12 protein-coding genes are annotated in these 13,359 nt (G+C 42.3%); 1 reads left to right on the forward strand and 11 read right to left on the reverse strand.

The features are described 5' to 3' along the window. Window positions 1-116 precede the first annotated feature (116 nt). From J5M87_RS07990 to malQ, 4 genes are all read right to left on the reverse strand, one after another. Window positions 117-2,288 (reverse strand): PTS transporter subunit IIBC, encoded by a 2,172-nt coding sequence (locus tag J5M87_RS07990; RefSeq protein WP_154608370.1) that lies wholly within the window; start codon window positions 2,286-2,288, stop codon window positions 117-119. A 10-nt stretch (window positions 2,289-2,298) separates the two neighbouring features. Further along, the gene (locus J5M87_RS07995; RefSeq protein ID WP_154608371.1) at window positions 2,299-3,090 is read right to left on the reverse strand and encodes an endonuclease/exonuclease/phosphatase family protein; all 792 of its coding nucleotides are present in this window, start codon (window positions 3,088-3,090) and stop codon (window positions 2,299-2,301) included. A 430-nt stretch (window positions 3,091-3,520) separates the two neighbouring features. Next, window positions 3,521-5,785 carry a glycogen/starch/alpha-glucan family phosphorylase gene (gene glgP / locus J5M87_RS08000; protein WP_154608372.1) on the reverse strand — a complete coding sequence of 755 codons (2,265 nt, stop codon included), beginning with the start codon at window positions 5,783-5,785 and terminating at the stop codon, window positions 3,521-3,523. Beyond that, window positions 5,778-7,286: a 4-alpha-glucanotransferase gene (gene malQ, locus J5M87_RS08005; RefSeq protein WP_154608373.1), complete on the reverse strand. Its 1,509-nt coding sequence runs from the start codon at window positions 7,284-7,286 to the stop codon at window positions 5,778-5,780. The genes glgP and malQ overlap by 8 nt, the downstream gene beginning before the upstream one ends. Window positions 7,287-7,460: 174 nt before the next feature. Between malQ and J5M87_RS08010 the strand changes: the two genes are divergently transcribed. Beyond that, window positions 7,461-8,168, forward strand: coding sequence for a GntR family transcriptional regulator (locus J5M87_RS08010; protein ID WP_154608374.1), 708 nt, complete (start codon window positions 7,461-7,463; stop codon window positions 8,166-8,168). 436 nt (window positions 8,169-8,604) lie between these two features. Here J5M87_RS08010 and J5M87_RS08015 read toward each other — a convergent pair whose 3' ends face one another. The 7 genes from J5M87_RS08015 to J5M87_RS08045 form a co-directional block, all read right to left on the reverse strand. Next, window positions 8,605-9,015 (reverse strand): peptide deformylase, encoded by a 411-nt coding sequence (locus tag J5M87_RS08015; RefSeq protein ID WP_154608375.1) that lies wholly within the window; start codon window positions 9,013-9,015, stop codon window positions 8,605-8,607. Between the two features lie 16 nt (window positions 9,016-9,031). Continuing rightward, window positions 9,032-9,733 (reverse strand): DUF5694 domain-containing protein, encoded by a 702-nt coding sequence (locus J5M87_RS08020; RefSeq protein WP_154608376.1) that lies wholly within the window; start codon window positions 9,731-9,733, stop codon window positions 9,032-9,034. A gap of 38 nt (window positions 9,734-9,771) precedes the next feature. Beyond that, entirely contained in the window at window positions 9,772-10,875 is a 1,104-nt protein-coding gene (locus tag J5M87_RS08025; protein WP_154608377.1) for a nucleotidyltransferase, read from the reverse strand. Continuing rightward, window positions 10,872-11,606 carry a class I SAM-dependent DNA methyltransferase gene (locus tag J5M87_RS08030; RefSeq protein ID WP_154608378.1) on the reverse strand — a complete coding sequence of 245 codons (735 nt, stop codon included), beginning with the start codon at window positions 11,604-11,606 and terminating at the stop codon, window positions 10,872-10,874. The genes J5M87_RS08025 and J5M87_RS08030 overlap by 4 nt, the downstream gene beginning before the upstream one ends. 143 nt (window positions 11,607-11,749) lie before the next feature. After that, a complete protein-coding gene (gene rsfS, locus J5M87_RS08035; RefSeq protein ID WP_160463234.1) occupies window positions 11,750-12,100 on the reverse strand; it encodes a ribosome silencing factor in 351 nt (116 codons plus the stop codon). 22 nt (window positions 12,101-12,122) lie between these two features. Then, a complete protein-coding gene (gene yqeK, locus J5M87_RS08040; RefSeq protein WP_154608379.1) occupies window positions 12,123-12,707 on the reverse strand; it encodes a bis(5'-nucleosyl)-tetraphosphatase (symmetrical) YqeK in 585 nt (194 codons plus the stop codon). Beyond that, window positions 12,704-13,336 (reverse strand): nicotinate-nucleotide adenylyltransferase, encoded by a 633-nt coding sequence (locus tag J5M87_RS08045; RefSeq protein WP_154608380.1) that lies wholly within the window; start codon window positions 13,334-13,336, stop codon window positions 12,704-12,706. Before J5M87_RS08045 ends, yqeK begins: the two co-directional genes overlap by 4 nt. Window positions 13,337-13,359 lie beyond the last annotated feature (23 nt).

Consider the following 13,359-nt stretch of genomic DNA (forward strand, 5'->3'; position numbering starts at 1 on the left):
AAGGGGTGGACAAGGTAGCCATTATGGGTGTCTTGTCCACTCCTTTTTTTAATTTTAGAGTTTGTTATCACCTATTGCCTGATGTGTTATATGTCTAACGGAGAAAAGGAATGAGATTACAACTCTACTTGCGCAAGAACAGTATCTTTACCTACCACTCCAAGATTTTGCAGGTGGACTGCTTTGATTTCAGCTGTATTGGTGAAAACGACAACAATTGTCGTTTCACGATCTGCTGATTTGATTGCTTCAAGGTCTGCGACAAGAAGCAAGTCACCTGCTTCCACACGTTGGCCGTCTGATACCTTGATAGAGAACGGTGCGCCGTTTAGGGCAACGGTATCTAGTCCAACGTGAACTAAAACTTCCAAACCGCTATCAGTCAAGAGACCTACAGCATGCTTGGTTGGAAAGACACTCGTCACAAGACCAGAAACTGGTGCGTAGACATTGCCATTTACAGGCTCGATTGCATAGCCATCCCCCATCATTTTTTGCGCAAAGACGGGATCACTCACTTCGGTAATGGCCATTGCTTGACCATCTGCCACAGCATGTACTTCAGCTGTGATGCCTCTATACTGGTCTTCTACAAGTGCTTCTTCCGTAACGACTACAGTCGTTTTAGGAATTTCAAGTCCAGAATCAAGCAAATCTTGGATATCTGATTTCAAGACATCCGCTTTTGGTCCGTAGACTGCTTGTACACCTGAACCCTTGATAATCAAGCCCATAGCACCTGCCTGTTTCCATGCAGCTTCTTCGCCGACTTTTTCAACATGATTGACCGTAACACGTAAGCGAGTCATACAAGCATCTACATCAGCGATATTTTCACGACCGCCTAAAAGGTTGATAATTTGCACAACTTGTGAATTGCCATCTGCAACCCCAGCATTGCCAGAAACAGGCGTATCTTCGACTGTTTCAGTATCATAGTTTCCATTTCGACCTGCTGTTGCCAGGTTCATTTTTTTAATCATGAAATCTGCAATAAAGTACATCAAGACTGCAAAGAGGGTAGATACCCAGATAAAGTTGACCACATCCAGTCCGATACCGGCTTTAAGAGCCATTGGTGTACGAGTCAAGAATTCGATATTTCCGAAAGAATGCACACGCAAATTCACAATATCAGCCATAGCAAAGGCAGCCCCTTGAATGACTGCATAGACGACGTAAAGTGGCATTGCAGCAAACATGAACATGTATTCAATCGGCTCTGTTACTCCTGTCAAGAAAACCGCAAGGGCAGACGAGACAAACATCCCTTTATATTTGGATTTTTTATCAGGATCAACATTGCGGTACATGGCAAGGGTCAAGCCCATAAGGATACCCGTTGACCCAATCATTTGTCCAACCTTGAAACGAGCCGGTGTGACCGTTGCTAGAAGATCGTTGTACTGACTCATATCACCTGCACCTTTAAGGTTAATCAAGTCTGTAATCCATGCCAACCAAAGCGGATCTTGTCCAAATACTTGTTGACCAGCTTGGGTCCCTGTCATGATTTCGTAAGTTCCGCCGAGCGATGTGTAGTTCATTGGAATGGTCAACATATGATGTAAGCCAAATGGCAATAAGAGACGTTCCAAGGTTCCATAGATAAATGGAGCTAGAACTGGTGCCGTATCTTGTGAATTGGCAATCCATTTCCCAAAGCTATTGATTCCTGTTTGAACTAGAGGCCAAAAGACTGCTAGAACAAGAGCCATTAAGATTGAGCGGTAAATCACCACAAACGGCACAAACCGTTTTCCGTTAAAGAAGGTCAAAGCATCTGGTAATTTCCGGTAATTGTAGTATTTGTTAAAAGCTGTCGCTCCAACAAAACCAGCAATAATTCCGACAAAGACTCCCATATTTAAGGCTGGTTGCCCAAGGACATTGACAAAATAATTAGCAACAGGAATCTGCGTTCCAAAGATAGTGCTGACATGTGCTTCAGCATCTGACAACATGTCGACAGTGACCCCAAAGAAGTTCCCTGTAATCAAGTTAATTAAGATAAAGGCAAGTCCTGCTGAGAAAGCTCCTCCTGCACGTTCCTTCGCCCAACTACCACCAATCGCAAGAGCAAATAAGAGATGAAGATTGCCGATAATCCCCCAACCGATTTGAGCAATGATATTGCCAATACGAACCAACAGCTCAGAATCTGCACTCAACAAGGGCAAGGAATTTCCAATGCTAACCATTAAACCCGCAGCAGGCATAACGGCAATCACGACCATCAAACATTTTCCGAATTTTTGCCAAAATTCAAAACTAAGAAATTTTTTCATTTCTGTTCTCCTAATATTTCACATGGACTTCAAGACCAAAATGATCTGAAACAACTGCTTGATTTTCTCCATTAAATATAACTTGGCTTGTTAGTACTTCGCGTTCTTGGCTCAAAAAGATGTAGTCAATTCGCTTTTGTGCCCCATGACCACTCCAGCCATCAATAGCTTTTGATACCGTGATCCCCGCATCCTTTTCCTGAGCTAGTTCATAGGTGTCAAGCAAGCCAACTCCTTTCATCGCCTCATAGTCTTTTGGAGCAGAAATCGCATCTGTATTAAAGTCTCCCATCAGAATCTTTAAACAAGATCGACTGGAACGTTCCATGATTGTCCGTAGATTGTCTATAGGATCTTCCTCCTGACAATTTGGCAGGTTCATGTGGCAGGAATAACAATCGATGAGTTGCCCCTGATAAGCAACTGTGATACCAATAATCTTGCGTGATAAAATCGATTGCACCGTCTGATGCTCCGTGCAGTAAAACGAATCGACTTCATAGACAGGTAGCTTGGTGAGAAAGGCAATTCCCTCATCATACTTGTCATAGCCAATATGCGAATTACTCCAGAACAAGGAATACTTCTCCTTGCTTATCTGATTGATTTTCTCAACCAGTAACAAGCCATAATTATCTTCTTTTAAATCTCTAGTTACCGGACGTGCAGTCATTAACTGATTAACCTCTTGAAGGGCCACCACATCATATTGCTTGTCTGCAATTGTCCGAGCCAAGATATTGATTTTCTCCACCTGATTGTCCTCCAACCAGGCATGAACATTGAGCGTTAGTAATTTCATAGCAACTGTTCTGATACCTCCTTTCTGTTTTTGGTTGATTTTATAGTGGATTGAGAAAGGAATAGGACAAGGCAAGGAGCTGCAGATAGAACTGCGTTAATTGAGGATTATTCCATAATCCCTATTTCCAACCTTCAACAGTCCACTGGACTATTGAAGCAAAGCGACTGAACGATGTCCTAACCTTTAGAACCTGTATTCAATTCACTATATAATATATTCAACAAGAGAACTTGGCGCAGGTCCAACACCGAGTTCCCCTATTTTCATATCCATACGATTTCTACTCACCACAATTCATAAACGACCATTTCACTTATTGAAAGAAAATAATGTGAACATAGTGAGCCAAAGATGATACTTTCTTTGTGGTAAGGAAACAGCTTTCGTCCACACTACTTAGAAAGTATCAAAATGATACGATTGAACATTAGTGGCTATGCCAGATATCCTCATTGTACTGCTCAATGGTACGATCTGATGAGAAGAAGCCTGCTTTTGCGATATTGTGGATCACTTTCTTGTTCCACGCATCTTGGTCTTCATAGTCTAACAAGACCTGCTCTTTGACAGCAATATACTCTTTCAAGTCAATCAAGGTCATAAACCAGTCCTTGTTCAAGAGTTCTTGGTACAGGCGTTCCAAGCGTTCGCTATTTCCGAGACGGACCAAGTCCTCACTCACAATAAAGTCAACCGCACGCTTGATTTCTTCATCATTGGCATAGTATTCACGTGATACGTAGCCGCCGGTTTCATACAAGTCAATAATCGTATCTGAATCCTTACCGAATGTATAGATATTTGCGCCACCAGCAAGCTCTACAATCTCGACGTTGGCACCGTCCATGGTTCCTAATGTCAAAGCACCATTCAACATGAATTTCATATTTCCAGTACCAGATGCTTCTTTAGAGGCTAGGGAAATTTGTTCTGAAATATCTGTCGCAGGAATCAATTTTTCCGCAACGGTAACATTGTAGTTTTCCACCAAATGCACATTGAGGTAAGGACTGACTTCTGGATCATTGTTGATCAATTCTGACAGGCAGAGAATTAGGTGAATAATGTCTTGGGCAATAATGTAAGCTGGCGCAGCCTTCCCACCGAAGATAACAGTCAGCTTGCGTTTTGGCAGGTTGCCATTTTTGATTTCCAAATATTTATGAATCACATAAAGGGCATTCATCTGCTGGCGTTTGTACTCATGGAATCGCTTGATTTGCGTATCGATAATAGAATTCTCATCCAAGTCAATTCCCTTGTTCTCTTTTAGGTAACGTTTAAGGGCCAATTTATTCTGGAATTTGATTTCAGCTAACTTGGCATGAACGGCCTTGTCATCTGCATAGGCCAATAATTTTTCAAGCTCTGTCGCATTTTCAAGATAGCCGTCACCGATCAATTCCTTGATATAATCTGCCAAATCTTGGTTGGCAAATTCCAACCAGCGACGGAAGGTAATCCCATTTGTTTTATTATTGAATTTCTCTGGATAGAGGTCATAAAAGACTTTTAATTCAGCATTTTTCAAGATTTCCGTATGGAGTGCTGCTACCCCATTGACTGAATTCGAAAAATGAATATCCATATGCGCCATGTGAACACGACCTGTTTCATCAATGATTTGAACCGCAGGATCTGAATAACTAGCCCGCACCAAGGCATCTAATTCCTTGATAATCGCAACCAAGTGTGGAACCACTTCTTCTAGGAAAGTAAGAGGCCATTTTTCCAAGGCCTCCGCCAAAATAGTGTGGTTGGTATAGCCTGTCATATTCCGCACAATGTCAACCGCTTCTGCAAAATCAAGGCCGTGTTGTTCCGTCAAAAGACGAATCAATTCTGGAATCACCATTGAAGGATGAGTGTCATTGATTTGCACATATGCATACTCTGCCAAGTCATGGAGGTTGCTACCGCGTTCAAGGGCCTCATCAATCAAGAGCTGGGCTGCATTTGACACCATGAAATATTGTTGATAGATACGGAGCAATTCCCCATTTTTATCCGAATCATCGGGGTAAAGGAAGAGGGTCAAGTTTTCTTGAATATTGGTCTTATCAAAGGCAATTCCGTCTTCTATCAAGCTATAATTGACCTGCTCAATATCAAACAAGTTGAGGTAGTTTTTGGTCTCTTTCTTGTACCCCAAGATATCCAACCGATCCAACTTAGAGGTCAAAGTGAAATCTTTAAATGGCACTTGGTAGCTGATGTCTGTCGGAATCAACCAAGACTGATCTTCCATCCAAAAGTTCGGCTCTGCTTCCTGCTCATTTTGCTGCAAGACCTGCTTAAAAAGACCGCAATGATAGTTCAGTCCCACTCCCTCACCATTGATAGCAAGTGTAGACATTGAATCGACAAAACACGATGCTAAGCGACCAAGCCCACCATTTCCCAATGACGGCTCTGGCTCAACATCTTCTACCTGACTGAGTGATTTCCCAGCTACTGCTAACTCTGCTTGAATCTCTTTATAGACACCTAAGTTAATTAAATTATTAGACAAGAGTTTTCCGATAAGAAACTCTGCTGAGATGTAGTAAACCTTCCGCTTCCCTGTATTCTTTGGTTTGCTTGCAGCTGTTTCCTTGACATATGCCAATAGTTGGAAATAGATTTCCTCATTTGTTAATTCGGCTAGCTTTTTTGCTGTATTTGCTTCTGCAAATGCTGTAAAATTAGTCATTTTGTTCATTTCCTCGCTGATATAATGTTGTCATTTTCACTAAAAAGTCTTTCTTAGCTTGAGTTAAATCTTCTGCTTTCATCCGCCATTGCCAGTTCCCACCAATCGTAGAAGGTCTATTCATGCGCGACGAAGCAGGGAGATCTAAAATATCCTGCATGGTGGCAATCACCGTATCACTCACTGTCGCAAATAAAACGCGAAGCATGGCCTGAGTGACCGGCTCAATTGGTTTGCGGTTGCTGTAGTCATCGACATACTCTTGTTGTTCCACTGTCAAGTTATTGTACCAACCGTTGATAACCTCATTGTCATGCGTACCGGTATAAGATACGGAGTTTGGAATGCAGCGGTGCGGGCTATCGATACTTTTTCCTTCTACATCTTCCAGCCCAAATTGCAAGATTTTCATTCCAGGATAACCACAATCATTCAAGAGTTTTCTTGCTTTCGCATCAATATTTCCCAAATCTTCGGCAATGATTGGTAAGTCTCCCAAGGCTTCTTTTACTGCCTTAAAGAGTGCATATCCCGGACCCGGTTCCCATGTACCAATTTTGGCAACAGCCGCATCTCCTGCTACTTGCCAAAAATCAGAGAAGCCTTTGAAATGGTCAATCCGCAAGACATCATAGAGTTTGAAACTCTCATGAATTCGATAAATCCACCAACTAAAACCTGTCTTTTCATGTTCTGACCAGTCGTAGATTGGATTGCCCCACAACTGACCGTCTGCACTAAAATTATCCGCAGGAACACCCGCCACATAAAGAGGCTTACGCTCTTGGTCTAGCTTGAAAAGCTGGGGTTTAGTCCAGACTTCCACACTATCTGCCGAAACATAAATCGGCATGTCCCCAATAATTTTAATGTGCTTTTGATTGGCATAAGCCTTCAATTCCTTCCATTGGCTAAAGAAGAAATACTGGGTCACCTTAAAATAGGTAATTTGCTCTGCAAGCTCCTGACGATAGGCTTCCAACGATTCTTCATTACGAGCGAGCACTTTCTTGTCCTCCCACTCTTGAAGAGCCTTATTACCAAAATATTCTTTTATAGCCATAAATTCTGCATAGTCGTTTAACCATGACGAATTAGCCTTTTCAAATTCTCTAAATACTGCACTGTTTTTATCTTGAGCTAGAAAACCCTTGACAGCCATTTCCAAAATAGGACGGCGTGTGGTAAATAATTGGGCATAGTCAATCACTTCTGGATCATCTCCAAAGTGGACTGTTTCATAATCTGTTACCTGCAAACAACCAGCTTCTACCAACAAGTCAAAATCAATCAAATTGGTATTTCCTGCAATCGCAGAAAAGGATTGATAGGGAGAATCTCCATAGCTAGTGGTTGTCAAAGGGAGGATTTGCCAGTAGGTTTGCTTGGTTTCTGCCAAGAAATCTACAAAGTCATAGGCTTCTTTTCCAAATGTTCCAATACCGAACTTTCCTGGTAAAGAGGTAATGTGTAGTAACACACCGCTTGTACGATTTGTCATATTCCAATTCCTTTCTGTTCCCTTATGGTTTCATTCTAACGCAAACGTTTGCGTTTGTCAATATCTTTTACGTAACAGTTGGAATCCATCCGTAAAACTCTAGTCTTAGCAAGACTTATACGGATAAATTTTACATGATTTGTGCTATACTAGGAGAAAAAGGGAGGCTAGGAAATGAGTAAATACAAACAGGTCTATGAAGACATTAAGGAACAAATTGTCGCAGGCTCATTGCCTGCTCATCATGAATTACCAAGTGAAAACGAACTAATGAATCACTATCAGTTCTCAAAAGATACCATTCGTAAGTCCTTGGCCCTTCTTGAACGAGACGGTTATATCCGAAAACAACAAGGTCGGAATTCCATTGTCCTTGAACCTTCCTTAAACAAGCCTCAATCTCTCACAACGATTCTAACCATGGGAGAACTGAATCATCCTCAGACACACGATGTCCAGACCAAACTGACAGACCTTTATATTGTACAGGGTAATCCGATTCTGATGGACATCTTTCAAGTAGATGATAGTGTCGATTTTTACCGTGTGGGACGAACTCGAACCATTAACGGCGAGTGTGTCGAATATGAACTCTCCTATTTTGACCGTCGTATCGTTCCTTACTTGAACCGTACGATTGCAGAGGATTCGATTTACCACTATTTGGAACAAGAGCTAGGACTTACGATCAGTTATTCTGAGCGGGAAATCTCCTTCCGCTATGCCAATGATGACGAAAAAGTAGCTCTTGACTTGGGCGATTATAACATGGTGGTTGTGGTGACCAGTACCACCTATCTTGAAAATGGCCAAGCCTTCCAATATGGTAGTATCAGCTACCGTCCCGATAAAATTACTTTTACATCAACTGCCAAACGCTAGAGTATCTACAATTTATTACCTGATGAAATGGACAATACCTAAACTGTTTCCCAAATGCTAGTAGCTACTTCTTTGAAACTATACTTGCCTAGTGACGAGATTTGCGATTTTCCATATAAATTAGCTTCCCTTTTCGTCAGAATCCCGTTTTCTAATGTGAATTTCCTTTCCTAGAAGTGAAGCCAGAATCCTTTCATTTAAAATGACTTTCCTAAAAGCTAGACACGAACGTTTGTCTGCGAAATGGATTCCTTAGAAATAAGTCCCAAATAGTTTTATCTGAAACAGCTTCCCTAGAAGCTTAGCGAGATTATTTTCAGCCGAAATCGTTTCCCCAGTAGCTAGAGTGGCTGGCTCTTGGGAGATAGGGAATAGCAGCAAATCATCTTGACTTTAAAGAAAAAGAACTGGATTTTATCATTCCAGTTCTTTTTCTTTAAATAATAATCCCCTCTAAATGATCCAGCTCATGTTGAACAATCTGAGCTGTAAAGCCTGTTAGAGTCAGCCGTTTCACCTGCCAATTCTGGTCAAAAAAGGAAACTTCGATTTCTTCATAACGCTTGGTCGTGCGTACTCCTTCTAAAGACAGGCAACTCTCCTCTGTTTGATAGGGTCGCCTAGCAGCTTCCAAAACTGGATTGTACATCACAAGATTGGTAAAGCCCATATTGACAATGATAATCCGCTTGCGAACCCCAATCATATTAGCAGCCATACCAACACAGGCATCTTGATGTGCCAACAAAGTATCCTGTAAATCCTGTCCAATTGCCAAATCTGCCTTTGTTGCAGGCTCTGACGGAACCTGTAAAAAGAGGATGTCTTTCATAATCGGTCGAATCATCTTGAACTCCTTTGGTTTATAGATAGTCATTCACATCGACTAACTCTACTTGCTGGCTGTCTACTAACATCTGTTCCAATATCCCTTTATGAGAAGCTCCAATTAGAATCAAGAGCCGATCATCTACTGCTTGCTGTTCAAACAGATTGTAAAAAATCATCAGATTCCGCTGATACCACCAGATCAGCCAACCAATACCAACTTCTCGTCCAGGTCTTCCCACTCGCGCTACGTTGGTATAATAAGCCTGCGCAGCTGCTACGAATTGCGGTGAATTATAGAAGCGAAGATTTTCAGTAATTCCTTTATCCAAATCTGTCTGATCTAAGGGATAACGCTCCAGTTCTGCCTGCAAGGCTGGCTGATTGACTAGTTCATCCATAATATCGCCAAAACCATACAAGCCCTGTCCCTCCTCCATCCAATCAATCGCAACAAGCTCTGCTTGACTGGCCTTAGCTAGGGGAAAGCCCAACTGAACAATTTCATTCGTGGAAGTAACCTGACCTGACTGCCAATTCGCAAAATACTGCAACAGTTGGTCTTGGTGCTTGCTTTCCCATTCCACACAGATTTTCGTTGGCTGAAAAGCCTTGAATTTTTCTACAAGCTCTGCAAACTCCGTGCCAAAATCATGAATACGCTCAGTATCTTGCAAATGATGAACATCTGCCTGGCTTTCCATATGAAACGTCCCTACAATCATTACTTTGACCATTGTCTTATCTCCTTTTGCTTTTTAAAAATAGTATAAAACTATTGCAAGGAATTGTCAATCCGTATCGGTAATCGGCCAAAATTCTGCTCGACAAGCTGAGGATTGCCCAGTTGGTAAATCCGATCTGCCTGCTGGGTAAGGGGGTCCCACGCTTCTTTTCCAATTCGACTAATCAGTGCAACTTCCTGCTTGATACTAGCTAAGTGCTTACGACCTTGTTCAGAAAAGCCTAGCAAGTGGATTGATTGCGGCAGTGGACTTTCTTGTGCCTGTACTAAGATGTAGGTCAACAGTCGTCGAACCCGTGCCTTGGTATAACGCTTAGTCGCAATCTGCTCGACCAATTCTTCCATTGAAGTAGCCAACTTTATCGCTTCTCTAATCCGACTGGCCATTTCTTGGTTGACTTGGTAAATACTCGTCAAATCTGGATTGGAGAGAATTTGATAGCGGAGATAGGGGAAATAATTCTCCCATGACACATGGGGAACTTGCCTTAGTAAATCCCCACTTGGACTAAAAGTGGCTATAAAGTCTGCATCGTCAATGCGATGTCTCAAAGCCGTAGCTGAAGCAAATTCCAAATGTGAGGCAAGCGAATGAAATCCAGCTCCCTCTCGTTTAATCGGACACAATGCAATCCCTTTGCCTGCCACTGCCTTCGCATAAGCTAGAGCAAGGACATGGTTGGGAGTATTGCCTGAAAAGCTCAAACCTGCAAAGTTCTCCCACATGGCTTGTGTTTTCTCAGGATAACTGAGTCGATTAGGTAAATTGGCTAGAAAATCAGCCATTTCAGCACTTTTTAACTCGTAGAGCTCTGCTATTTTCCCATAATCCAACATTTCTTCTGTCCCAAAGGAAAGCTGAGTCACTCCCAAACGAGCTAAGATATCCACCGCTCCTTGGGCAAAAAAATCTGCTGCCTGCACACTGACTAAAAACGGCAACTCAACGACTAAATCTGCACCGTTCTCCAACGCCATCTGCGCTCTTGCCCACTTATCTACAATAGCAGGCTCCCCCCGTTGGGTAAAATTTCCACTCATGGCAACAACTTTCAATCCTTCGGCCTTAGAAAGTAGGTAGGCATGTCCATTATGAAAGGGATTGAACTCTGCAACAATGCCTGTCACTATCATTTTTCTGCTACAAAGAACCAGCGAGCACTGGTCTCTATTGGCTCCTTGTCCTCAAAGTCAGCATAGACCTTAACTTGTTTAAAACCAGCCTGCTCCAGTAACACATCATAGGTCAATAACTCATAGGTCCGCTCTTCATGAATCTCATCTACCCGGCTGAAACGACCATCTTCTTCCTGAACAAAGAAGGTCAGTTCATGCACAATCGAGTGTGGCGGCTCATCCGCATAGGTATCCCAAACAAAGGCAAAATCTTCCGCATTTTCATGATAGCTATAGCCTGGAAAAACCTCGTCCATTTGGTAGGTCGAGTGGACATCAAAGAGAAAACGGCCCCCTTCATTGAGATGATTATAAACCTCTTGAAAGACCTGACCAACCTCGACCTCATCAGCCATGTAGCAAATCGAATCCGAATAACAGGTCACCATATCAAAGCTAGCAAGACCAGACAAGTCCAGCATATTGCCTTCTAAAAATGGAATCTCAACTCCAACTTCCTGACTACGTTTTTTGGCTAATTCCAGCATCTCTCGACTCAAATCAAGACCTGTTACATCAAAACCAGCTTCTTTGAAGCGAATCGATTGAATGCCCGTACCGCAAGCTAATTCAAGGAGTTTTGTCTTGCCTTTCGGAAAATGTCTCAAACTAAAATCCGTCCATCTGTCATACAGACTATCATCCATAATGGCATCATAGACTGAGGCAAAGGTTTCATAAGTCGCCATGTTATTTCCTTTCTTTTCTTGAAAAACTCAGTCGGCTCCCAACTGAGTTTTTCATATTTATTTCAGCTCATTACGTTCTTGTCATACAGATTTTGGGATGATAAATGTTCCGGCTATCACATGAAACACTTATCAGACAAGACTTACAACCACTCTGAAATCTCAAGGTTATCCGCTTCGTGCCACAATTTTTCAAGATTGTAATGCGCACGCATTTCTTCTGAGAAGATATGGACAACAACCCCACCTAAGTCGAGCAAGACCCAGCCTCCGGCTGCATCCCCCTCTAGTTGGCTCGCTACAAAACCAGCTTCTTTGACCTTTTCACGAATATGCTCAGCAATCGCCTCTAACTGACGGCTATTCATCGAGCTAGCAATCACAAAATAGTCTGTTACACTGGTCACGTTTGTTACATCAAGTGCGACAATTTCTTCTGCACGTTTTTCATCAGCCGCCTTGACGACCAATTCTACTAATTCTTTTTCTTTCACATTTTACCTCATTATTGGTTACTTACTGCAAATATCCCACATAAGCATTATAGGTTTCAATTGTTTGGGGATAGATCGGAATCGCTTTTTTAGCCAAATGAGCAACTGTCTGCGCCGTCTCATAGGCAACTGCCAGATCCAAACATTCTTTGGCTAATCTTCTTGCTTCATCTACTCCGGGAAAATCACGATTTGGCTCAATGTAATCCGCTACATAGAGAACCTTATCGAGCAAGGTCATCTGGGCTGCACCTACTGTATGTCGCTGAATTGCCTGTAAAATTTCCTGATCTTCTATTCCAAAATCATGACGAATTTTATAGGCACCAACAATCCCATGCCAGACATTATTGCCCCAGACTTTCAAGTCCTCACCCAGTTGATGCTGGTCAATCAGGTCTAAAAACACCTGATTATCAACCTCTTTGGCATAATCATGGAGAAGAGCAGCAAGACTGGCTTTTCGTTCATCACAACCATACTGACGAGCCAACTCAAGTGCTGCTTTTTCTACCCCCAGAACATGACGAAATCGTTTCTCAGACATGGCAGAGCGAATTTTTTCTAAAACCTTCTCACGGTCAAAGGATAAATCAGCTGCTATCATTTGTACAATCCTTTTTCTTCAATGTAGTCCAAAACCTCATGCGGTAACATAAAGTTTGGTACTCGGCCTTGCTGGATAAATTGGCGTACCATACTGGAAGAAATATCCATGAGTGGCACATCTACCCAGATAATCGGATAAGAGGTTCCCGCCTTATAGCGTGGGCGCTGGACACCGACAAATTGCACCAGCTGAAGTAGCTCATCAATCCGGTGCCACTTAGGCAAATAATCCACCATATCTGCGCCAATGATGAAATAGTAATCCGTATCTGGATTCTTCTCTTTCAAGAGTTTCATGGTGTCATAAGTATAGCTAATACCGCGACGCTCTAGCTCAATCGTTTCAATATTCAAGCCTTCGATTCCTGCAATCGCCATTTTCAGCATATTATAGCGATGCAATTCATCAATCGTTTCTTTTTTGTCCACATGAGGTGGTAGAAACTCTGGCATCAGCAAGACCTCATCTAATTTCAACTGCTGTCGCACCTGGTCAGCCACAATTAAATGAGCATTGTGAACAGGATTGAAATTCCCGCCCAAAATGCCAACTTGCTTGCGATTTGTTTCTTTTTTCTCAATCTCTAACTCAACCTTAGTAAAGGGCGTTAATAGCTCAATTGCCATCTGTACTCCTTATCCCACTCATC

Source organism: Streptococcus sp. zg-86 (assembly GCF_017639855.1).
Lineage (GTDB): Bacteria > Bacillota > Bacilli > Lactobacillales > Streptococcaceae > Streptococcus > Streptococcus zhangguiae.